Genomic DNA, 22,374 nt, shown 5'->3' with positions numbered 1-22,374 from the left:
GCGAGGATAACATACTTGGCCCGGGTTGTCCAAGGAGAATGCCACTTCTTATGCAAAGTACCCGGGCTTAACTGCATAACTTTGCGCAGAGGTCCCGCCTTCGCCTGGTACAATCAAGGGTATGCGCAGGGTCAAACCCGAGGAACTCCCGGCCCTCCTGAACCAGGGGGTGAAGGTGGTGGACGTCCGCCCGGCGGACAAGCGCCATACCCCCTTGCCCTTTCCCGCGGAGTGGGTGCCCCTGGAGAAAATCCAGGCGGGGGAGCACCACCTGCCCAAGGTTCCCTTGCTCTTGGTGTGCGAAAAGGGGCTCATCAGCCAGGTGGCGGCCCTGTATCTGGAGGCGGAAGGGTACGAGGCCATGAGCCTGGAGGGCGGGCTCAGTACACGTCAAAACGTGGGACCACCCCTTTAGGATGGACCTGCGCCCACGTGGATGGGCAGGTACCCATAGGAGGTGGTCCCCATGGAACAGCTTACCCCACTCATCAACGCCTTGAAGCGATACTGGAAGGCCGACCTCAGGCGCCTCACCTTCCTGGCCGCCCTGGTGATGGCTCTGGTCACCGCCCGCACCACAAGCGGCCCCAGACTCGCTCTTTCCCTCGGCTCCATAGCCAGCCCTGACCCCCGCTCCGCCTACCGAAGGTTCCAGCGGTTCTTGGCCTGGCCGGGGCTGGACGGGGAGGGCTATGCCCGCTTCATCTTCGCCCTCCTCCGACCCCAAGGGCTCCTCCTGGTCATGGACCGGACCGAGTGGGAGCTGGGGAAGAGCAAGGTCAACCTCCTGATGCTGGCCTTCCTGTACCAAGGCCTGGCCGTCCCCCTGTTCTGGAGCTTCCTTCCCCACGACGGCAACTCCTCCACCCCCGAACGCATCGCCCTGATGGAGAGGGCCTTGGCTTTCCTGAGGGCCCACTTCCCCCACCTCCGGGTGGAGGGGTTCCTGGCGGATCGGGAGTTCATAGGGGAGGCGTGGTTCCGGTACCTGGAGGAGAAGGGCATCCCCCGGTGCATCCGAATCAAGGCCAACACCCGGATGTGGCGGTTGGGCTCGGGCCCTCGGGCCTGGGAGCTCTTTGCCTCCCTGAAGGTGGGAGAGAGCCGGGTGCCCAGGCGGCGGTACTGGGTCTACGGGCGGCGCATGTGGGTGGTGGGGTTGCGCCTTGGGGTCCGGGAGTGGCTGATTGTGGCTACGGACCTGGACCCTCACCGGGTGCTGGAGGTGTACGGGCTCAGGTGGGGGATAGAGCGGCTCTTTGGGGCCCTGAAGGGGCGGGGATTTGACCTGGAGGCCACGCACGTGACGCGGGGGGAGAGGCTTTCGCGGCTTTTGGTCCCCTTGAGCCTGGCCTTCGTGTGGGCGTTTCGGACGGGGCTTGTGCTGCACCGGGTGCGTCCGGTGAGGCCCAAGAAGCACGGGAGGCTGGGACAGAGCCTCTTCCGGGCGGGGCTGGACCTGCTCACCCTTTGGGCGCTTGCCCTCTGGGGTGCAGGGGGAGGAAGGCGCGGAAGTCCCTTGGGGTTATGCCCTATGGAGGTTTTGACGTGTACATAGGAGGGCGGGTCAGACTTGACCTATATGCGGCTCCTGGAGTAAAGAGGGGGCATGACCCTGCGCGAAGCCCTGTCCCAGATCCCCGACCCCCGGGCCCGCAACCGGCAGTACCCCCTTTGGGGCCTCCTGGCCCTCATCCTGGTGGCTTTTCTTTCCCGCGTGGACTCCCTGAGGGGCGTGGAACGCTTCGCCCGCGCCAACCCCCACCTCTTGCCCCACCTGGGCCTGCGCAAGGCCCCAGGCCACACCGCCATCACCCTTCTCCTTCACCGCCTGGATCCTGAAAAGCTCCAAGCGGCCCTCCTCCAGGTCTTCCCCGAAGCCGACCTTGGGGAAGTCCTGGTGGTAGACGGGAAGCACCTGCGGGGAAGCGGCAAGGGGAAAAGCGCCCAGGTGAAGCTGGTGGAGGTCCTGGCCCTGCACCTCCATACCACCCTGGCCCAGGCCCGGGCGGAGGGGAGGGAGGACCAAGCCCTTTTGGAGCTCCTGGACCGCCTGGGGGCGGAGGGGCTCAAGGGGAAGGTGGTGGTGGGGGACGCGGGGTACCTGTACCCGGAGTTAGCGGGGAAGGTGGTGCAAAAAGGGGGGCGTACCTCTTTGTCCTGAAGGCTAACCAGGGGGAACTTTTGGAGTGGGCCTTGGAGGTGTTCAAGGGCATGGAGGAGAGGCGGCTTCCTGGCGAGACCGAGGCGGTGTGGAATCTGGTGCGGGATGGGGAGGTGTGGACCTACCGGGTTTGGGCTTCCCCCTACCTGCCGGAAGAGGTGCGGGCCTTTCCCGGGTGCCGGCAGGTGGTGCGGATGGAGCGGGAGGTGAGGCACAAGGGGACGGGGGAGGTGCGGCGGACGGTGAGCTACGCCCTCACCAGCTTGGGAGCCGAGGAGGCGGAGGCGAGGCGGCTTGGGGAGCTTCTCCTTTACCGGTGGGAGGTAGAGAACCGGTCCTTTTGGGTACGGGACGTTCTCCTCCACGAGGATGCCTGCCAGGTGCGGGGGGTGGGGGCACAGGTCTTGGCGGCCCTCCGGGCCTTTCTGGTCTCCATGCTTCACCGCCAAGGGGTCAGGGAGAAGAAGGCGGCCTTGGAGGCCTTCTCCTTCAACCCCCTCTCCGCCCTGCGCTTCCTGGGGCTCTATGCGGTATAGCGGTCAAGTCTGGAGGGCGGGTTGCAGGCCTTGACGGAGGGTAGTTAGGCCCTTAGAATGGCGGATGCTGAGCGTGGTGAGCGTAGCTCAGCTGGTTAGAGCACCGGACTGTGGATCCGGGGGTCGTGGGTTCAAGTCCCATCGCTCACCCCAATCCCGCCACCCCGCAAGGGGTGGTATTTTAAAGGGGGGCCTCGCCCTCCTTTTGCGAGGATGGCGGAACCGGTAGACGCGCCGGACTTAGGATCCGGTGGGGTAACCCGTGCGGGTTCAAGTCCCGCTCCTCGCACCACAAGGGCGGGGCCCCTTTTTGAAGCGCGAGGTGAGGCGTGGCGGAAATCCTGGAACGTTCCGGCTATCGGGTAAAGGTCCGGGTGGAGGTACCTAAGGAGAAGGTGGAGGAAAGGTACCAGGCCCTCCTTAGGGACGTGGCCAAGCGGGTGAGGATCCCGGGGTTCCGCCCGGGAAAGGCCCCCTTGAAGGTGGTGGAGGCCCGCATCGGGCGGGAAGAGCTCCTGTCCGACCTCAAGGAGCGCCTGGTGGAGGAGACCTATCCCCTTGCGGTGCAGGAGCTGGGCCTCTTGCCCGTGGCGGCGAGGGTGGTGGAGGAGGAGCTGAGCGAGGGGGAGGGTTTTCGCTACGTGGCCGAGGTGGAGAACTACCCCGAGGTGCAGCTTCCCGACTGGCGGAGCTTTGACCTCCAGGTGGCCCAGGAGGAGGTCACGGAAGAGATGGTGGACAAGGCCTTGGAGGAGCTCCGCCATCGCTACGCCGAGCTGGTGCCTGTGGACCGGGAGGCCCAGGAGAAGGACCACGTCTTCGTGCGCACCGAGGAGGGGTCGGAGTTCCCCATTGACCTCTCCAAGGCCCTTCCCCACGTGCGGGAGGCCCTTTTGGGCAAGCGGGCGGGGGAGGTGGTCATGGTCCCCGTCTTGAACGAGAAGGGGGAGAAGGTGCGGGAGGTGCGCACCGAGATCCTGGAGGTGAAGACCCTCGAGCTTCCCAAGCTGGATGACGAGTTTGCCAAGACCCTCGAGGCGGAGAGCCTGGAGGAACTGAGGGAGAAGGTGCGCCAAAGCCTAAAGCGCCAGGCAGAAGCCCGGTACCAGGAGGCGCGGGAGCGGGCCTTCCTGGAGAAGCTCGCCGAGGGGTTGGAGGCGGAAATACCCCCTTCCATGCTGGAGGCAGAGGAGCGCCACCTCCTGGAGCACCTGGCGGAGGACCTCGCTCGGCAGGGGATTCCCCTCGAGGCTTACCTCAAGGCCCTGGAGGAGAAGGGGGAGTTTGAGAAGTTCCGGGAGGAGCTGAGGCAGGAGGCCTTGAAGCGGGTGAAGCGGTCCTTGGCCAAGGAGCGCCTGGCGGAGGAGCTCAAGCCCGAGGTGAGCGAGGAGGAGTGGCAGGCCTACCTGCAGGCGGTGGCCCGCTCCTACGGAATCTCCTTGCAGGAGCTGAGGCGGGAGTTTGGGGAGAGGGGCCTTGCCCGCTTGCGGGCGGCCTACATCCAGGACAAAGCCGTGAAGGAGGCCTTGGCCAAGCTTCTGTAGAAGCGTCATGGTGGCCCAGGGGGCTTTTCCCCCTGGGCTTGCCGCTACAATGGGGACTGGTATGGTCATACCCTACGTCATAGAGCAGACCGCCCGCGGCGAGCGGGTCTACGACATCTACTCCCGCCTCCTCAAGGACCGCATCATCTTCCTAGGCACCCCCATAGACTCCCAGGTGGCCAATACCATCGTGGCCCAGCTACTTTTCCTGGATGCCCAGAATCCCAATCAGGAGATCCGCCTCTACATCAACTCCCCCGGGGGCGAGGTGGATGCCGGGCTTGCCATCTACGACACCATGCAGTTCGTCCGGGCCCCGGTTTCCACCATCGTCATCGGCATGGCGGCCAGCATGGCCGCGGTGATCCTGGCCGCCGGGGAGAAGGGCCGGCGCTACGCCCTGCCCCACTCCAAGGTGATGATCCACCAGCCCTGGGGCGGGGTCCGGGGCACGGCCAGCGACATCGCCATCCAGGCCCAGGAGATCCTGAAGGCCAAGAAGCTTTTGAACGAGATCCTGGCCAAGCACACTGGCCAGCCCCTGGAGAAGGTGGAGAAGGATACCGATCGCGACTACTATCTCTCGGCCCAGGAGGCCCTGGAGTACGGCCTGATCGACCAGGTGGTGACCCGTGAGGAAGCCTAGACCCTACTGCAGCTTTTGCGGCCTGCGTCCGCCGGAAACGGGGCGGCTTCTGGAAAGCCCCATCGCCGAGGTCTACATCTGCGAGGACTGCGTGGAGCGGGCCCAGGAGCTCTTGCGCCAGGAGAAGCGGGGGCCCAAGGGGCCAACACGCCTTCCCAAGCCCCAGGAGATCAAGGCCCACCTGGACCAGTACGTGGTGGGGCAGGAGGCGGCCAAGAGGGCCTTGAGCGTGGCCGTCTACAACCACTACAAGCGCCTCCTCCATCCGGAGGCGGAGATCGGTAAGTCCAATATCCTCCTCATCGGCCCCACGGGTACGGGTAAGACCCTCCTGGCGGAAACCCTGGCCCGTTTCCTGGATGTGCCCTTTGCCATCGCCGACGCCACCACCCTGACCGAGGCGGGGTACGTGGGGGAGGACGTGGAAAACGTCATCCTCCGCCTTCTGCAGAACGCCGACTTTGATGTGGAGCGGGCGGAGATGGGCATCGTCTACATCGACGAGATCGACAAGATCGCCCGCAAGTCGGAAAACCCCTCCTTGACCCGGGACGTTTCCGGGGAAGGGGTGCAGCAGGCTCTGTTGAAGATCATCGAGGGTACCATCGCCAACGTGCCTCCTCAGGGAGGGCGCAAGCACCCGCACCAGGAGTTCATTCCCGTGAACACCAAGAACATCCTCTTCATCCTGGGCGGGGCCTTTGAGGGGCTGGAGAACATCGTCAAGGCCCGCACCGAGCGCACCACCATTGGCTTTACCCGTGGCAAGACCAAGGAAGCCCACGAGGAGCCCTTAGAGGTTATCCCCGAGGACCTGGTTAAGTTCGGCATGATTCCAGAATTTGTGGGGCGGGCCCCCCTCATCGTCCAGCTTCATCCCCTTACGGAAGACGACCTGGTGCGCATCCTCACCGAGCCGAAGAACGCCTTGGTGAAGCAGTACCAGGAACTCATGCGCCTGGAGGGGATCGAGCTTCGCTTTACCCAGGCGGCCCTGAAGGAGATCGCCCGCCGGGCCCTGAAGCGGGGCACAGGGGCCCGGGGCCTCAGGGCCATCCTGGAGAAGACCATGGTGGACCTCATGTTTGAGGCCCCGGGAAGCGGGGTCCGCGAGCTGGTGATCGACCTTCCCCACTTGGACCAGCCCCTGAAGGCCCTCGAGGAGGCCAAACTCCGCCAGGCCTCCTAGGGAGCTACCCCTGGCCTAGGCGGGCCACCAGTTCCTCCTTCAGGGCGAAGAGCCTCTCGCTGAGGGAGACATGGTAGACGTGGGGGTTTACCAGGCGGCGCACCCCGGGGTCCAGGCGTTCCACGTCCCCTCGCCGCCTTTCCTGTAGCACTTCCAGGGTTAACGGCGGAAAGAGCCTCTTGCCCCGGTAGGCTTCCTCCAATAGGGGCTCGAGGGTGAACTCCCCCGGGCGGAGGGTGCGGCGCTTGGTGGGGTCCGTGGGGTGGCGCAGGCAAAGGGGCTGGTTCTCCCGCACCTCCTCATCGTGGGCCGTCAAAAGGTCAGCGGTGGCCAGGCCCCGGCGGTCGTATACCCGATAGACCTTCTTGTGCCCGGGGTTCAGCACCTTCTCCAGGGAATCGGAGATCTTTATGGCCGGGGCCCAGGTGCCGTTTTCCCGGATGGCCACCAGCTTATAGACTCCTCCCAGGGCCGGATAACCCCAGGAAACCACCATCCGGGTCCCCACCCCGTAGACCAGGCGCTTGAGGAGGCGGTCCGGGTCCACCCCGTAGCGGGGGGCCTCCTCCTGGATCTGGCTTTTGATCTGCCAGATGGCCAGCTCGTCCAGGTCCCCGGAAAGGACGATGAGGGTGTCGGGGAAGCCCGCCTTGTCCAGCTCCCTGGCCACCTGTATGGCCAGGTAAGCGAGGTCCCCGGAGTCTATGCGCACCCCCACCGGTTTGTGCCCCTTGCGCCGCAACCGCTCAAAGACCCGGATGGCGTTGGGAAGACCCGAGTCCAAGGTGCCCACGGTATCCAACAGGAGGATGGTGTCGTCGGGGAAGACCTCGGCGAAGGCCTGGAAGGCTTCCTCCTCGGAGTGGCCCAGGGCCAAGAAGGCCTGGACCATGCTGTGGGCATGGGTACCCGAGGAGGGAAGCCCAAGGAGGTGGGAAAGGCTCACGGCGCTGCTGCGGTTGGCTCCCCCGATGAGGCTAGCCCGGGTGGCCGCCTCCCCTCCTTTGGCGGGGGCGCGGCGGAGGCCGAACTCCAGCACCACCGCTTCCCCGGCAGCCTCCCGCACCCGGCTCGCCTTGGTGGCGATGAGGGTTTCGTAGTTGATGCGGTTTAAGAGGGCGGTTTCCAGGAGCTGGGCCTGCAGGAGGGGGCCTTCCACGCTGATGAGGGGCACCTGGGGATGGGCTACCCGGCCCTCGGGAAGGGCTCTAAGGGTCAGGCCCTGGAAGCCCCCTATCCCCTTGAGGTAGCGCAGGTAGTCTTCTGCGAAAAGGGGTTTCCCGCTCCGGCTTTTCAGGGCGCTCAGGGCGGCGAGCTCCTCCTCGCCGAAGCGGGCTTCCTCCATCCAGGTCAGGAGGGGATCTAGCCCGGCGAAGATGGTGTAACCCGCCTGGTGGGCCCCATAGTCGGGGTTCTTGCGGTAGAAGGCTTCAAAGAGGGCCTCCTTCTCGTGAAGGCCAAGCCTAAAGTAAACCTGGCCCATGGTGAGCTGGTAAAGGTCCGTGTAGAGGATGCCGAAGGGGTCCATGGGCCTAGCATAGCCCGCCTTTTTTCGCTACACTAGCGGGATATGGTGGAGGTCCACACCTGTAGCCCTGGTTGCCGCCACCACCTCGGAGGGGCGGGCTTTGGGGATGCCCCCTTAGTGCGGCTGGGTTACAACAAGGAGGCCCGGGCGGAGAAGTTCCCTTACCTCAAGGCCCTCTTGCAGAGACCCCTGGTTTTTGACGGGGCCATGGGCACCGAGCTACAAAAGCGGGAGCTTACCCCCGAGGACTACGGCGGGGAAGCCTACTTTGGCTGCCCGGAGGTCCTGAACCGCACCCGGCCTGACGTGATCCAGGAGATCCACCGGGCCTACCTGGAGGCCGGGGCCGAGGTGATTGAGACCAACACCTTTGGCGCCTTGCGCCACGTGCTGGCGGAGTATGGCCTCGAGGAGGAGGCGGAGGAGCTTGCCTACCTGGGGGCCCGGATCGCCAAGGAGGTGGCCGAGCCCTACGGGGCCTTCGTGGCGGGGGCCTTGGGGCCGGGCACCAAGCTCATCTCCCTGGGACAGATCACCTGGGATGATCTTTTTGCCGCCTACAAGGAGGCGGTGCGGGGGCTTCTTAGGGGCGGGGTGGACCTGATCCTTCTGGAAACCGCCCAGGATATCCTCCAGGTGCGCTGTGCGGTCCTGGCGGCCCGGGAGGCCATGGCCGAGGTGGGTAGGGAAGTACCCTTGCAGGTCCAGGTGACCATGGAGGCCACGGGCACCATGCTAGTGGGCACCGACGAGCAGGCGGCCCTGGCGGCGTTGGAGAGCCTGCCCATCGATGTGGTGGGCATGAACTGCGCCACGGGCCCCGACCTCATGGATTCCAAGATCCGCTACTTTGCGGAAAACGCCACCCGCTTCGTGAGCTGCCTGCCCAACGCCGGCCTGCCCCGGAACGAGGGGGGCAAGGTGGTCTACGACCTGACCCCGGAGGAGCTGGCCAGGTGGCACCTCAAGTTCGTGACCGAGTACGGGGTGAACGCCGTGGGGGGGTGTTGCGGCACGGGGCCGGAGCACATCCGCAAGGTGGCGGAGGCGGTCAAGGGGAAGCCTGCCCCCAAGCGCAAGGAGGCCTTCCCGCCCCAGGTGGCTTCCCTCTACCAGGCGGTTCCCCTTCGGCAAGAAACCAGCCTTTTCCTGGTGGGGGAGCGCCTGAACGCCACCGGCAGCAAACGCTTCCGGGAGATGCTCTTTGCCCGGGACCTCGAGGGCATCCTGGTCCTGGCCCGGGAGCAAGTGGAGGAGGGTGCCCACGCCCTGGACCTTTCCGTGGCCTGGACGGGAAGGGATGAGCTTCAGGACCTCGCCTGGCTCCTTCCCCACTTGGCCACCGCGGTCACCGTGCCCTTCATGGTGGACTCCACCTCCCCTTTGGCCATGGAGTTTGCCCTTAAACACCTTCCGGGCCGGGTCCTTTTGAACTCCGCTAACCTCGAGGACGGCCTGGAGAAGTTTGACCGGGTGGCCTCCCTGGCCAAGGCTCACGGGGCGGCCTTGGTGGCCCTCGTCATTGACGAAAAGGGCATGGCCAAGACCCAGAAGGAGAAGGTGCAGGTGGCCTTGCGCATGTACGAGCGCCTCACCGAGCACCACGGCTTCCGCCCGGAGGACCTCCTCTTTGACCTCCTCACCTTCCCCATCACGCAAGGGGACGAGGAAAGCCGCCCTTTGGCCAAGGAAACCCTTCTGGCCATGGAGGAGCTTAGGGAGAGGCTTCCGGGGGTGGGGTTTATCCTGGGGGTGTCCAACGTGTCCTTCGGCCTGAAGCCTAGGGCCAGGCGGGTTCTCAACTCGGTCTTCCTGGACGAGGCCCGAAAAAGGGGTCTCACCGCCGCCATTGTGGATGCGGGCAAGATCCTTCCCATAAGCCAGATTCCCGAGGAGGCCTACGCCCTGGCCCTGGACCTGATCTATGACCGGAGGCGGGAGGGATTTGATCCCCTCTTGGCCTTCATGGGCTACTTTGAAACCCACCGGGAGGACCCGGCCCTCAAGGAGGATGCCTTCCAGGCCCTGCCCGTTCTGGAGAGGCTGAAGCACCGGGTGGTGGAGGGGAGGAAAGGGGGCCTCGAGTTGGATCTGGACGAGGCCTTGCGGGAAGGCCATAAGCCCCTGGACCTCATCAACGGGCCCCTCCTTTCGGGCATGAAGGAGGTGGGGGAGCTTTTCGGGGCAGGAAAGATGCAGCTTCCCTTTGTCCTCCAGGCTGCTGAGGTGATGAAGCGGGCGGTGGCCCACCTCGAGCCCCACATGGAACGGCGGGGCGAGGGCCGGGGCAAGATGGTCTTGGCCACGGTGAAGGGGGATGTGCACGATATCGGCAAGAACCTGGTGGATATCATCCTCACCAACAACGGCTACCAGGTGATCAACCTGGGCATCAAGGTGCCCATCGAGGAGATCCTGAAGGCGGTGGAGGAGCACAAGCCCCATGCGGTGGGCATGTCCGGCCTCCTGGTTAAGAGCACCGTGGTCATGAAGGAGAACCTGGAGTACATGCGGGATAGGGGGTATACCCTGCCGGTGATCCTGGGGGGGGCGGCCCTGACCCGCTCCTATGTGGAGGAGCTTAAGGCCATCTACCCCAACGTCTACTACGCGGAGGATGCCTTCGAGGGCCTTAGGCTCATGGAAGCCCTCACCAGCGGGGAGGCCACCTTGGTAAGGAAGGAGGCCCAAAAGCCCAGGGTGGAGGCTCCCAAGGCGGTACCCAAGGCGAAGCCTGTGGGGGAGGCTCCTTCCGTTCCCCGCCCCCCCTTCTTCGGGGTGCGGGTGGAGGAGAACCTGGACCTGGCCACCATCGCCCACTACGTGAACAAGCTCGCCCTCTACCGCGGCCAGTGGGGGTACAGCCGCAGGGGCCTCACCCAGGAAGAGTGGCAGGCTTTGGTGGAGCGGGAAGCGGAGCCGGTCTTCCGGAGGCTGCTTAGGGAGGCCATGGAGGAGGGGTGGCTCAGGCCCAAGGTCCTCTACGGCTTCTTTCCCGTGGCCCGGGAAGGGGAGGAGCTTTTGGTGTTCTCCCCCGAGACCGGGGAGGTTTTGGAACGCTTTGCCTTCCCCCGGCAGAAGGGTGGGGGCCTCAGCCTGGTGGACTACTTCCGTCCCCGCTTCGCTCCTCCTTTGGGGGATGAAGAAAGGTGGCTTCCCGCCTATGAAGCGGGGGCCAGGGATGTCCTGGGGGTGCAGCTCGTAACCATGGGGGAGGAGCCTTCCAGGAAGGCCAAGGCGCTTTTTGAGGCTGGGGCCTACCAGGACTACCTTTTCGTGCATGGCTTCAGCGTGGAGATGACCGAGGCCTTGGCGGAGTACTGGCACAAGAGGATGCGCCAGATGTGGGGCATCGCCGGGAAGGACGCCACGGAGATCCGCAAGCTCTTCCAGCAGGGCTACCAGGGAGCCCGCTACTCCTTTGGTTATCCCGCCTGCCCGGACCTGGCGGACCAGGCCAAGCTGGACCGGCTCATGGACTTCAGCAGGGTTGGGGTGCGCCTCACGGAGAACTTCCAGCTGGATCCCGAGCACGCCACCAGCGCCATCGTGGTCCACCACCCGGAGGCGCGGTATTTCAACGTGGATTAAAGGGGAGCCTGCTCCCGGCCTTGAGGTAGGCCTCACTGGGGAAGCGGAATCTGGCCATCCCCCCAAGCCCGGTATACTTGGCCCCGTGCTGGGCCTTTACCACGCCGCCAGGAGCCTGGGCCTACGGCCAGCCCTGCTGGAGTCCCTGGGGATAAGGGCGCCCTTTTCCCGGCTTTCCCTTTTGGGCTTAAAGCCAGCGCACCGCCTCGAGGTGTGGGAGGGCTGGCTTTACCTGAATGGGAGGCGGGTGGGGGAGGCCCTGGACATCTTTGCCTACCTGGAGAAGGGCCTGGGGAAAGGGTATTTCCCGGCCTGGATGGGGTTTTTTGCCTACGAGTTTGCCCGCCACTTGGGCCTCGCCACCCATGGGCCCTTGCCGGGCCTGCCCGAGGCGGCCTTCTTTTACTATCCCGAGGGATTTGCCCTTTTGCAGGGGCGGCTTGTGGAAAGGCCTTCATTGCCCCTTGGGCCTTTACCTTACACCTCTCCACCTTTGCCCCCGCATCCTTTGGTTTCCGATTTCCCCCGGGAGGCTTTCCTGCAGGGAGTCCGGGCGGTTCAGGAGAGGATCCGGGCCGGGGTGGTCTACCAGGTGAACCTTTCCCACCGTTTCCGGCTCCTCGGGAGTGTGGATCCCCTCCTCCTCTACGCCCGCCTCCGTTCCTTGAACCCTTCCCCCTTTATGGGGCTTGTGGAGGGGGAGGGATGGGCGGTGGTCTCGGGAAGCCCGGAGAGGCTTTTCCAGAAGGTGGGTGGCCGCATCCGGGCCCGTCCCATCGCCGGCACCCGGCCAAGGGGGAGGAGAGAGGAGGAGGACCTGGCCCTGGAAAGGGAACTCCTTTCTTCCCCCAAGGAGCGGGCCGAGCACGCCATGCTGGTGGACCTCCTGCGCAACGACCTGGCCCGGGTGGCCTTGCTGGGGACGGTGAGGGTGCGGGAGCTATTTACGGTGGAACGCTACGCCCATGTGATGCACCTGGTCTCCGAGGTGGAGGGGTATACCCGGGCCTCCCTGGGCCAGGTTTTCGCCAGCCTCTTCCCGGGGGGGACCATCACCGGGGCTCCCAAGTCCACGGTGATGGAGGCCATCCGCGAGCTGGAGCCCGTACCCCGGGGGGCCTACACGGGAAGCCTGGGGTACGTGTCGGGCCGGGGAGCGGACTTCAACATCCTCATCCGCTCCTTCCAGCAGGTGGGGGAGGAGGTGCTTTTTTCCGCGGGGGCAGGCATCGTCATCGCCTCGGAAGCGGAAGCAGAGTACCAGGAGACCCTCTACAAGGCGGAAAGCCTCCTTCTGGCCCTGAACCGGGGCCGGCCTGGGGTCAAGCCTTTGCCTCCCAAGCCCATGGCTTCCTGGGTCCCGCCCCCTCCTCCAAGGAGGGTGAGGGCCCGGGTGCTTTTCCTGGAAAACCGCGACTCCTTTAGTTACAACCTGGTGGACTACCTGCGGGCCCTGGGGGCGGAGGTGGTCGTGGTGGACCAGGAGGAGCCTCCGAACCTCCGGGGATTCAGCCACCTGGTGGTGGGGCCAGGACCCAAGGACCCCTTTACGGCGGGAAGGGTCTTGGAGTGGACCCGAAGGGCCCTGGAGGAGGGTGTTCCCTTCCTCGGGGTTTGCCTGGGCCACCAGGCCCTGGGGGTGGCCCTGGGGGCTGAACTCTACCGGGAAGCCCCCGTGCACGGGGAGGCCCATGCCGTCCACCACGCCGGAGAGGCCCTCTTCCAGGGGATGCCGAACCCCCTCCCCTTCGCCCGCTACCATTCCTTAGCCCTGAGGCGCCTCCCCCCAGGGGTGCGCCTTCTGGCCTGGACGGCGGAGAGGGTGCCCATGGCCATCGGGGATGGGAGACGGGCGTATGGCGTGCAGTTCCACCCGGAGAGTATCCTGTCCCCGTGGGGGATGGAGCTCTTGGCCCGGTTTCTCAAGGAGGCCTGAGGCGGGTTCTCCTGAAAGGGGAGCCTTTCAGCGAGCCCCTTCCGGAGGGGTTTTTATACCATGGCCTTAGCGTTTTCACCACCTTGAGGGTGGAGAGGGGGGAGGCCCTTTGGCTGGAGGAGCACCTGTACCGCCTGAGGCGGCACGCCGCCGCCCTGGGGCTTCCCTACCCGGGGGATGGGGTTTTTCTCCGGGACCTCGAGGCCCTTAAAAAAGAGTTTTCCCACCTGCCCTGCCTCCGCCTCCGCTTCACCGCGGGGGAGGGGGTCTGGCTTTCCGAGGCTCGTCCGTATACCCCGCCCCCCTTGGCGGCCTATGAGGAGGGGGTGAAGGTGGCCCTCACCCCTTACCGGGTCCACCCCGACCTGGCCCGCTTCAAGACCGGAAACTACCTGCCCTACCGCCTGGCCCTGAAGGAGGCGGAGGGGCAAGGGGCCTTTGAGGGGCTTTTGCAGGATGGCGAGGGCTACGTGGTGGACGGAAGCCGCACCAGCCCGCTCCTTTACCGGGATGGGACGCTCCTTCTCTTGGAGGGGGGCCTCGAGGGCATCACCCGGGAAAAAGTGGCCCAAGCAGCCCGGGAGCTGGGGCTTAGGGTGGAGCGGGTGCGGCTTTACCCCTGGGAGCTTCCCCTGGCTGCGCCCCCTCCTCTTCCCCCCCACCAGGCCCTGCGCCGCCGGGGAGGGGAGGAGGAAGGGGTAAGGGGCAGTTTGCTCCTGGCGGGAAGCGGGGTGGGGCTTTTGCCGGTGGGGTCCTTGCCCAAAGAGTTGCTTCCCCTGATGGAGCGCTTCCTCCCCGCCTGCTATACTGAATAGCGGTACCTCCAGCCCATGGCCATGGGCTGGTGCCCCTTTTTACGCGGAGGGATGGGATGAAGAAGCCGGTCTACCTCACCCCAGAAGGCTTTAGGCGCCTTCAGGAGGAGCTGCATCACCTGAAGACCACCAAGCGGCAGGAGATTTCCGCCGACTTTGAACAGGCCCTGGAGGAAGGGGATTTAAGGGAGAACGCCGGTTACGACGAGGCGCGCCGGGCCATGTGGCAGAACGAGGCCCGCATTGCCCAGCTGGAAGACCTCTTGGCCCGGGCGGTGGTGGTGGAGGGGAACGGCTCTTACGACCAGGTGGCCCTGGGCTGCCAGGTGGAGCTGGAAACCGAATCCGGGGAAAGGCTTTCGTTGGCCATCGTGGGTAGCCACGAGGCGGATATCTTCAGCGGCAAGATCTCGGACGAGTCCCCCCTTGGCCAGGCCCTTTTGGGTAAGAAGGTGGGGGACGTGGTGGAGATAAGGGGCAAGAAGGGAGCCCAGGTCTACACCATCCTGGAGATCAAGCCCCTATAGTTCGGCGGTAAGCGCAGGTGTGGCCTTGAGGGGGCCTAGGGCCTCTTCCGCATGGTGTTTCAAGGCTAGGAATAGCCTTTCCAGGGGAGCTTCTTCCAGGTAGGAAAGGGCCTCGCTACCCGGAAGATGGAGGATGGCCCTGAGGGCCTCCACGCCCCTTTCCCCCAGGTAGATGCCCTCCTCCCCGTACGGGCCGGACCCGTGAACCAGGCGGCCTGCCTTCAGATATAGGCCAGGCCCCAGGAGGTGTGGGCTTAAGCCCCCGGCCTTCACCACCCGCCATCCCGCCCATACCAGGGGCAGAAGGGGCCTGGGGTGCTTGGCGATGCCCCTCAGGCCGGAGATGAAGACCGGGTAGATCCTGGGGGCGGCCTCCGGGGAGGCCAGGCGGTAGGAGAGCTCCGCCAGAAAAGAGGCCAGAAGGAAGCGCCTGGGTTCCTCCAGGCCGTGTAGCCTCCCGAGGAGCTCCGCCTGGGTAAGGGTGGGAAGGCCCTCCCCCTTGGTGTAAAGCTGGAAGCGCACATGGTGGAACAGGGAGAGTCTGCCCGAGCGCCCCGAAGGGCGCACCCCCTTGCGGGCCACGGCTTCCAGGCTTCCCTTGGGAGTGAGGAACCGCAAAAGGAGGTCCCCTTGAAGCAGGGCCTTCCGGCCCACCACAATGCCTTCCTCCAGGCGGTACCGCTCCACCATTCCAGTGTATGCTGAGAGTATGGAACGGAGCCTGCGCGACATCCTGGAATGGGTGGTTTTGGGCCTCTTGGTGGTGGTGGGGGTGCTTTTGGCCCTCTGGGTGGGGGGATGGGTCTTCACCTTCTTGGGCCGGGTGCTTCTGGCCCTTTCCGGCCTCATCTGGGAGCTTTTGCGGTTCGCCATCCCCTTGCTGGTCCTGGCGGCCATCGGCTACGGTGTGGTTTATCTATTGCAGAAGCGCACCGCATAGGCTAGCGGCTCGAGGAAAGCCTGGGGATAACCCGGAATAAGCGCCCAGCCCCCGTTGGAGGGGCTGGGCTTATCCTTAGGGTGTGTGCCTTCCGGGGTGGGGGCTTTGGGAGAACTTCAGGCCAAGGGGTACGCGTACATCAAGGTAGGCTGAACCTGAAAGGACCCGCATGGGTGCGTATAATGCCCCCATGCGGGTTCTCTTCATCGGCGACGTGATGGCTGAGCCCGGCCTGAGGGCGGTGAGCCTCCACCTGCCGGACATCCGGGACCAGTACGACCTGGTCATAGCCAACGGGGAGAACGCCGCCCGGGGTAAGGGTCTGGACCGGCGTTCCTACCGCCTCCTACGCGAGGCGGGGGTGGACCTGGTGTCCCTGGGAAACCACGCTTGGGATCACAAGGAGGTCTACGAGCTCTTGGAACGGGAACCCGTGGTGCGGGCCCTCAACTACCCTCCTGGCACCCCAGGGCGGGGGTGGTGGCGGCTTAGCGCAGGTGGGGAGAGCCTTCTCTTCGTGCAGGTGATGGGCCGGATCTTCATGGATCCCCTGGACGATCCTTTCCGCACCCTGGATGCCCTTTTAGCCCAGGAGAAGGCGGATTACATCCTGGTGGAGGTGCATGCCGAGGCCAGCAGCGAGAAGATGGCCCTGGCCCACTACCTGGATGGGCGGGTCACGGCCGTGCTGGGCACCCACACCCACGTGCCCACCCTGGATGCCATGCGCCTGCCGAAGGGCACCCTGTACCAGACCGACGTGGGCATGACCGGCACGTATGCATCCATCATCGGCGGGGAGGTGGAGACCTTCCTGGCCCGCTTCCTTACGGGCAGGCCCCAGCCTTTTCGGGCTGCCCAGGGAAGGGCGCGTTTCCACGCCACCGAGCTGGTTTTGGAGGGCGGCAAAGGGGTTTCCATAGGCCCTTACGTGTGGGAGGAGCCGTGAAGCCTGCGAAGGAGGATACCTTTGACCTATTGCGGGCAGAGGTGGACCTTTTAGGCCGCCTTCTGGGCGAGGCCATCCGGGCGGTTTCGGGGGAGCGTTTTTTCGCCTTTGTGGAGGAGGTGCGCCTCCTATCCAAGGCCCGACGACAGGGGGACGAAGGAGCGAGGGCCACCCTTTTGAAGCGGGTGGAGGGGCTTTCCCTCGAGGAGGCCGAGGCCTTGGTGCGGGCCTTTACCCATTACTTCCACCTGGTGAACCTGGCGGAGGAGAGGCACCGGGTGCGGGTGAACCGCCTTAGGGCCCAGGCGGAAACCCCGGAGAGCCCGAGGCCCGAGGGCTTCTTGGCCCTAGCCAAGGCCTTGAAGGAAAGGGGGCTTTCCCTGGAGGAGGTGGAGGCCCACCTGAACCGCCTGGAGCTATGGCTCACCTTTACTGCCCATCCTACAGAGACCCGCAGGCGAACCCTAAGGCACCATCTGGAAAAGTTACAGGAGGAGCTGGAGGCCCAAGACCGTTCCCGCTTGGCGGCCAGGGTGGCCCTGCTCTACGCCACCGAGGAGGTGCGCAAGGCCAGGCCCACGGTGGAGGACGAGATCAAGGGCGGGCTTTATTACCTGCCCACCACCCTCTGGCAGGCGGTACCCCGAGTGGTGGAGGGCCTCGAGGCCGCCCTGGAGAAGGTCTATGGCAAACGTCCCCGCCTAAAGAGCCCGGTGCGCTTCAGGAGCTGGATCGGAGGGGACCGGGATGGCAACCCCTTCGTCACCCCTGAGGTGACCGCCTTTGCCGCCCGGTATGCCCGCCAGGTGGCCCGGGAGCGGTTTTTGCTGGAACTGGAAAACCTGGTGCGGGACCTTTCCCTTTCCGAAACTAAAGTTCCCGTGCCCAGGGGGGTGCGGGAGGGAGGGGAGGGAACGGAGCGCTTCCCCGGGGAGCCCTACCGGCGGTTTTTCGCCAGGCTTTATACCCGCCTGGAGAAGGGTGAGGCGAGCACGGAGGAGCTTTTGCGAGCCCTGAGGGTGGCGGAGGAGGGCCTGGCCTCCGTGGGCCTGGAACAGGTGGCGGCCTCCTTCCTCCGTCCCCTCGAGGCCCGCCTTTTCGCCTTCGGCCTGGAGCTTGCGCCCTTGGACCTGAGGGAGGAGTCCGGGAAACTCCTGGAGGCAGCGGCGGAACTCCTCAGGGTTGGGGGGGTCCACCCCGATTTCCTTTCCTTGCCCCCTGAGGCCCAGGAGGCCCTCCTCACCGAGGAGCTGAGAAGCGCCCGTCCCCTTCTGCCCGTGGGCCATGAGCCCCAGGGGGAGGCCCTGCGGGTGGCGTTGGGGGCCTTTCGGGCCTGGTGGGACAAGGGGGCCCATGTGGTTTCCATGACCCACCATCCCGCCGACATCCTGGCGGTGTTCCTCCTGGCGCGGGAGGTAGGGCTTTACCGGGTTGGGGCGGCCCTGCCCTTTGACGTGGTGCCCCTATTTGAGACCCTCGAGGACCTGAAGCGGGCCCCGGAGGTCTTGGGCCGCCTTCTCGCCAACCCCGTCTTCCTGGCCCACGCCCGGGGCCGGGGCGGGGTGGAGATCATGATCGGCTACTCCGACTCCAATAAGGATGCTGGCTTCCTGGCCGCCAACCTGGCCCTTTACGAGGCCCAGGAGGCCTTGGCCAAGGTGGGGCAGAGCTTCGGCCTGCCGGTTTTCTTCTTCCACGGCCGGGGTACCTCCACCGCCCGGGGCGGGGGGCCTGCGGGCCGGGCCATCGCCAGCCTGCCCCCCAGGAGCGTGGGGCACCGCATCCGCCTCACGGAGCAAGGCGAGGCCCTGGCGGACCGGTATGCCCATCCGGAGTTGGCGGTGCGGCATCTGGAGCAGCTTCTTTTTCACTTCGCCCAGGCGGCCTTGGGGGAGGGCGTGGAGCCTAGACCCGAGTGGCGGGAGGCTTTGTGGCAGGCGGGGGAGGAGAGCATGCGCCGCTACCGGGCCCTCCTGGCCCAGGAGGGCTTCTTCCCCTTCTTTGAGGCCCTCACCCCTATTCGGGAGATCGGGGAACTCCCCATCGCCAGCCGCCCCGTATACCGCCACGGCCGGGTGCGGGAGATCCAGGACCTCAGGGCCATTCCCTGGGTGATGGCTTGGACTCAGGTGCGCCTGCTCCTGCCGGGCTGGTATGGCCTTAGCGCCTTGGAAACCCTGCCCTTGGACCTCCTCAGGCAGATGTACCGGGAATGGCCCTTTTTTGCCACCACCCTCGAGAACGCCGCCATGGCCTTGGCCAAGGCGGACCTGGGGGTGGCGGAGCTTTATTTGCGCCTGGTGCCGGAAAGGCTTCATCCCCTCTTCTACGGCATCGCCCAGGAGTACCAGAAGACGGTGGCCCTCCTGCAGGACATCTTCCAGGCCCCCCTCCTTCACAACCAGAGGACCTTGGAAAGGCAGATCGCCTTGCGCAACCCCTACGTGGACCCCATCAACTTCGTGCAGGTGGAGCTTCTCCGCCGTTACCGCGCTCCTGGGGGCCGGGAGGATGAAGCCTTGAAGAAGGCCCTTCTCCTCTCCATCCTGGGGGTGGCGGCGGGCCTTAGAAATGCGGGTTAAGATGGAGGCCGATGGAGCTTGGCCAGCATCCTGACCAGCGGGTGGGCGTTTTCGTGGACACCCAGAACCTTTACCACTCCGCTCGGGACTACTACGAGCGCAACGTGAACTTTGAGAGCCTCCTGCGCTTTGCCGTGGGGGGAAGGCGTCTGGTGCGGGCCACCGCCTACGTGGTGGAAAAGGAGGGGGACACCTCCGCCTGGCCCTTCATCTACAAGCTTTCCACCATCGGCTACCGGGTGCGGCGCATGTATCTCACGGTGAAGGAGGTGGGTGAGGGCGGCAAGCCCATCTACGAGGGGAACTGGGACATGGGCATCGCCGCGGACATGGTGAGGCTTATGCCTCACCTGGACGTGGTGGTCCTGGGAAGCGGGGATGGGGACTTTGTGGAGATCCTCGAGGTCCTCATGGAACGGGGCATCCGGGTGGAGGTGATCGCCTTCCGGGAGACCACCGCCCAGAAGCTCATCGATGCCGTGGACCGCTTCGTGCACCTTCCCGATATCCCCAATGCCTTCATGGAGCCCAAGAACACCGAGCGATGAGCCTCGAGGCCTACGATTACTTCCTACCCGAAGAACTCATCGCCCAGGAGGGGATGGAACCCCGGGATAGGGCCCGGATGCTGATGGTCCATAGGGAAGGGCCTTTTCGTGCGGAGCACCGCCAGGTCAGGGACCTTCCCGAATACCTTCGCTCGGGGGATGTGCTGGTGTTTAACGAGAGCAAGGTGATCCCCGCCCGCCTCTTGGCCCAAAGGCCCACGGGGGGAAGGGTGGAGGTGCTTCTGGTGCGGGAACGGGCTCCGGGGCTTTGGGAAGCCCTGGTGGGGCCCGGCCGCAAGGCCAAGCCCGGCACCAGGCTCCGCTTTCTATCTCCCCGGGACCTCCACGTGGTTCCGGACCTCGAGGCGGAGGTGGTGGGGGTGGAGGAGGATGGGGTGCGGCTTCTCCGCTTCCAGGGGGGTCTGATGGCCCACCTGGAGGAGGTGGGGGAGGTGCCCCTGCCCCCCTACATCAAGGCCAGAATCCCTCCGGAACGCTACCAGACCGTCTACGCCAGGCGCCCGGGTTCCGTGGCCGCCCCCACCGCCGGGCTTCACTTCACCCCGGAGCTCCTGGCCCGCCTGAGGGACATGGGGGTGGAGCTCCGCTTCCTGACCCTGCACGTGGGCCCCGGCACCTTTCGCCCGGTGAAGGGGGATCCCGAGAAGCACGAGATGCACCCTGAGCCCTACGAAATCCCTGAGGAAACCGCAGAAGCCATCAACCGGGCCAAGAAGGAGGGCCGGAGGGTGGTGGCGGTGGGCACCACCGTGGCCCGGGCCCTGGAGAGCGCCTTCCAGGAGGGGATAGGGGTGGTGCCGGGGATGGGGGAGACCCGGCTTTTCATCCGCCCGCCCTATGCCTTCCAGGTCATAGACGCTCTTTTCACCAACTTCCACCTACCTCGTTCTACCCTGCTCATGCTGGTGGCCGCCTTTTTGGGCTACGAAAAGACCATGGAAGCGTACCGGCTTGCGGTGGCGGAGCGGTACCGGTTTTACTCTTTGGGGGACGCTATGCTTATCCTCTGAGCAACTTCTCCAGCCAGTCCCTGGCCTCCTGTGGGCCAAGGACAAGAGGTTTGCGGCTTCGGTGGAACCAGGCGAGGAGTTCTTGGGCTTCCCTTGGGCTTGGCCCTTGCCCCTGGGCCTCGAGGAGGATCTTGTGGTCCCCATCCGCCAGCCACACCATGCCCATCACTTCCCCCTCCACCTCGGTTCCCGGAAAAAGGGGAGGTCCCAGGAAGACCGCATCCACCTCTTCCCCGTCGGCGGGGTTGATGAGGCCAGGGATGAGGCCATAGTTCACCGGCGCCGGTTGGTCCACGGCCACCAGGGCCAGGTGCCCTTCCTTCCAGGCGTAGCGGAAGGGGCTCCCTTTGCTCCACTCCACCACCATGCGAAGCCGCATCATCCCAGATCCAAGAGGAGCCGGGCCACCGAGAGGTAGATGAGGAGGCCCGAGATATCGGAAAGGGTGGCCACCAGGGGGTTGGAAACCAAGGCCGGGTCCACGCCAAGGCGCCTTAACACCACGGGGAGCATGGCCCCCACCAGGTTGGCGAAGAGCACTAGGAGGAAAAGGGCCAAGCCCACCGCCGGGGCCAAGGCGGCGTGCCCGTCCAGAAAAACCTTGCCCAGGAGTAAAGCGGCCAGGGTGAGGCCGAGAAGGCTACCCACCACGGTTTCCTTGGCCATTACCCGGCGCCAGTCCCTGAGGTCCAGGTCTCGGGTGGCCAGGGCCCGAATGATGAGGGTGGCGGACTGGTTGCCGGTATTGCCTCCCGTGCCCAGGAGTACAGGCACATAGAAGGCCAAGGCGGTGGCGGCCTCCAGGAGGTTTTCAAACCCCTGGAGGATGGAACTGGTCACCATGCCCGTGAGGATGAGGATCACCAGCCAGCGCACCCGGGCCATCCAGAGGGCGATGGGGGAGGCTTGGCTGTACACCAGGTCTGGCACGTCCACCGCCGCCATGCGGTGGATGTCCTCGGTGGCTTCCTCTTCTAAAACATCCAGCACGTCGTCCACCGTGACGATACCCACCAGCACCCCGTCCTCGTCCACCACGGGCAAGACGGTGAAGTCGTAGTCGGCCATGAGGCGGGCTACCTCTTCCTGGTCGGTGTCCGTGCGGGCGAAGACCACCTTGGGGTTCATGATCTCCGCCACCTTGGTCTTCGGGTCGGCCACGATGAGGTCCCTTAAGGACAGGACCCCCTTGAGGCGGCCCGCCTCGTCCACCACGTAAATGTAGTAAATGGTTTCCGCATCGGGGGCGGCCCGGCGCAGGAAGCGGATGACCTCCTCCACGGTCATGCCCTCCCGCACCGCCACGTACTCGGGGGTCATGAGGCCGCCTGCCTCGTCCTCCTCGTACTGGGTAAGTTCCTCCACCTCGGCCCGGGTTTCGGGGTCCAGGGCCTCCTTAAGGCGGCGGGCCAGGTCGGGGTCTTCCTCCTCCACCGCCTGGAGGGCGTCGGCCAGGTCGTCCAGGGAGAGCTCCTCCAAAAGCTCCCGCACCCGCCAGGGGGGAAGGGTCTTCAAGTACTCCGCCTGCTCCTCCGCAGGGAGGTTGGCGAAGACCTCCGCGGCCCGGTCCTTGGGAAGGAGGGTGAGGACCACGTAGCGGTGCTCCCCCTCGAGGTCATCCCACACGGCCAAAAGGTCCTGGGGATGGGTTTCCTCCAGGAGCCTCTGTAGCTTCAGGGTGTCGCCTTCTTGCAGGGCTTGGCGCAGAGGGGAAAGGCTCGTCTCCACAGGCGGCCTCCTTTCACCCGAAGGCCGCCTGCTGGGCGGCCTTCAGGGCCTAGGACTCGAGGGCAAAGCCCCTAGCATACCTTCCTTAGCCTAGGGTTCCCGGTCGGGGCCGTCAACCGC

General features: G+C 65.3%; 20 protein-coding genes and 2 tRNA genes. 18 read left to right on the top strand and 4 right to left on the bottom strand.

Annotated elements, in window-relative coordinates:
* Positions 1-121: 121 nt before the first annotated feature.
* From MI302_RS07010 to clpX, 9 genes are all read left to right on the top strand, one after another.
* Positions 122-415, top strand: coding sequence for a rhodanese-like domain-containing protein (locus MI302_RS07010; protein WP_239725298.1), 294 nt, complete (start codon positions 122-124; stop codon positions 413-415).
* Between the two features lie 51 nt (positions 416-466).
* Positions 467-1,558 (top strand): IS4 family transposase, encoded by a 1,092-nt coding sequence (locus tag MI302_RS07005; RefSeq protein ID WP_014514485.1) that lies wholly within the window; start codon positions 467-469, stop codon positions 1,556-1,558.
* A gap of 51 nt (positions 1,559-1,609) precedes the next feature.
* Complete coding sequence (locus MI302_RS12115; protein ID WP_014629763.1) at positions 1,610-2,164, top strand: transposase family protein; 555 nt, start codon at positions 1,610-1,612, stop codon at positions 2,162-2,164.
* Positions 2,165-2,184: 20 nt separating this feature from the next.
* Positions 2,185-2,700, top strand: coding sequence for a DDE transposase family protein (locus tag MI302_RS06995; protein ID WP_239725297.1), 516 nt, complete (start codon positions 2,185-2,187; stop codon positions 2,698-2,700).
* Positions 2,701-2,776: 76 nt separating this feature from the next.
* Positions 2,777-2,853: transfer RNA gene (locus tag MI302_RS06990), tRNA-His, on the top strand.
* 54 nt (positions 2,854-2,907) lie between these two features.
* Positions 2,908-2,992 (top strand) — tRNA-Leu (locus MI302_RS06985).
* Positions 2,993-3,029: 37 nt separating this feature from the next.
* Positions 3,030-4,244, top strand: a complete 1,215-nt coding sequence (gene tig / locus MI302_RS06980; protein ID WP_126165477.1) for a trigger factor — start codon at positions 3,030-3,032, stop codon at positions 4,242-4,244.
* Positions 4,245-4,305: 61 nt separating this feature from the next.
* Entirely contained in the window at positions 4,306-4,890 is a 585-nt protein-coding gene (clpP, locus tag MI302_RS06975; protein ID WP_038057014.1) for an ATP-dependent Clp endopeptidase proteolytic subunit ClpP, read from the top strand.
* The gene (gene clpX, locus MI302_RS06970; RefSeq protein WP_126165476.1) at positions 4,877-6,079 is read left to right on the top strand and encodes an ATP-dependent Clp protease ATP-binding subunit ClpX; all 1,203 of its coding nucleotides are present in this window, start codon (positions 4,877-4,879) and stop codon (positions 6,077-6,079) included. The genes clpP and clpX overlap by 14 nt, the downstream gene beginning before the upstream one ends.
* A gap of 4 nt (positions 6,080-6,083) precedes the next feature.
* Here the strand turns inward: clpX and MI302_RS06965 are convergent, their stop codons facing one another.
* A complete protein-coding gene (locus tag MI302_RS06965; RefSeq protein ID WP_239725296.1) occupies positions 6,084-7,607 on the bottom strand; it encodes a nicotinate phosphoribosyltransferase in 1,524 nt (507 codons plus the stop codon).
* Positions 7,608-7,649: 42 nt separating this feature from the next.
* Here MI302_RS06965 and metH point away from each other — a divergent pair, with 42 nt between their 5' ends.
* From metH to greA, 4 genes are all read left to right on the top strand, one after another.
* Entirely contained in the window at positions 7,650-11,198 is a 3,549-nt protein-coding gene (metH, locus tag MI302_RS06960; RefSeq protein ID WP_239725295.1) for a methionine synthase, read from the top strand.
* Between the two features lie 85 nt (positions 11,199-11,283).
* The gene (locus tag MI302_RS06955) at positions 11,284-13,134 is read left to right on the top strand and encodes a chorismate-binding protein (protein WP_239725294.1); all 1,851 of its coding nucleotides are present in this window, start codon (positions 11,284-11,286) and stop codon (positions 13,132-13,134) included.
* Positions 13,131-13,949, top strand: coding sequence for an aminotransferase class IV (locus MI302_RS06950; RefSeq protein WP_239726509.1), 819 nt, complete (start codon positions 13,131-13,133; stop codon positions 13,947-13,949). Before MI302_RS06955 ends, MI302_RS06950 begins: the two co-directional genes overlap by 4 nt.
* A gap of 56 nt (positions 13,950-14,005) precedes the next feature.
* Positions 14,006-14,476, top strand: a complete 471-nt coding sequence (gene greA / locus MI302_RS06945) for a transcription elongation factor GreA (RefSeq protein ID WP_015717289.1) — start codon at positions 14,006-14,008, stop codon at positions 14,474-14,476.
* On the opposite strand, the gene MI302_RS06940 is transcribed toward greA, so the two are convergent.
* Complete coding sequence (locus tag MI302_RS06940; protein ID WP_126169775.1) at positions 14,471-15,166, bottom strand: DNA repair protein RecO; 696 nt, start codon at positions 15,164-15,166, stop codon at positions 14,471-14,473. The genes greA and MI302_RS06940 overlap by 6 nt on opposite strands.
* A 19-nt stretch (positions 15,167-15,185) precedes the next feature.
* Between MI302_RS06940 and MI302_RS06935 the strand changes: the two genes are divergently transcribed.
* The 5 genes from MI302_RS06935 to queA all read left to right on the top strand — a co-directional run bounded on the left by MI302_RS06935 (position 15,186) and on the right by queA (position 20,526).
* Entirely contained in the window at positions 15,186-15,416 is a 231-nt protein-coding gene (locus tag MI302_RS06935) for a hypothetical protein (protein ID WP_015717287.1), read from the top strand.
* Positions 15,417-15,606: 190 nt separating this feature from the next.
* Positions 15,607-16,365, top strand: a complete 759-nt coding sequence (locus MI302_RS06930; RefSeq protein WP_019550141.1) for a TIGR00282 family metallophosphoesterase — start codon at positions 15,607-15,609, stop codon at positions 16,363-16,365.
* Positions 16,362-18,947 (top strand): phosphoenolpyruvate carboxylase, encoded by a 2,586-nt coding sequence (locus MI302_RS06925; RefSeq protein ID WP_239725293.1) that lies wholly within the window; start codon positions 16,362-16,364, stop codon positions 18,945-18,947. Before MI302_RS06930 ends, MI302_RS06925 begins: the two co-directional genes overlap by 4 nt.
* An 11-nt stretch (positions 18,948-18,958) precedes the next feature.
* Positions 18,959-19,495 (top strand): NYN domain-containing protein, encoded by a 537-nt coding sequence (locus MI302_RS06920; protein ID WP_038069464.1) that lies wholly within the window; start codon positions 18,959-18,961, stop codon positions 19,493-19,495.
* On the top strand, positions 19,492-20,526 hold the full coding sequence (queA, locus tag MI302_RS06915; RefSeq protein WP_239725292.1) for a tRNA preQ1(34) S-adenosylmethionine ribosyltransferase-isomerase QueA: 1,035 nt from the start codon (positions 19,492-19,494) through the stop codon (positions 20,524-20,526). The genes MI302_RS06920 and queA overlap by 4 nt, the downstream gene beginning before the upstream one ends.
* Here queA and MI302_RS06910 read toward each other — a convergent pair.
* Both MI302_RS06910 and mgtE read right to left on the bottom strand, forming a co-directional pair.
* Positions 20,516-20,908 (bottom strand): inorganic diphosphatase, encoded by a 393-nt coding sequence (locus MI302_RS06910; RefSeq protein WP_126170743.1) that lies wholly within the window; start codon positions 20,906-20,908, stop codon positions 20,516-20,518. The two genes, queA and MI302_RS06910, sit on opposite strands and share 11 nt — an antisense overlap.
* On the bottom strand, positions 20,905-22,254 hold the full coding sequence (gene mgtE / locus MI302_RS06905; RefSeq protein WP_126170744.1) for a magnesium transporter: 1,350 nt from the start codon (positions 22,252-22,254) through the stop codon (positions 20,905-20,907). Before mgtE ends, MI302_RS06910 begins: the two co-directional genes overlap by 4 nt.
* Between the last annotated feature and the right edge of the window lie 120 nt (positions 22,255-22,374).

This window comes from Thermus sp. NEB1569 (assembly GCF_022385295.1).
Lineage (GTDB): Bacteria > Deinococcota > Deinococci > Deinococcales > Thermaceae > Thermus > Thermus scotoductus.
The sequence above is the reverse complement of the archived record's forward strand: the minus strand, read 5'-3'. Positions and strand labels throughout refer to the sequence as shown.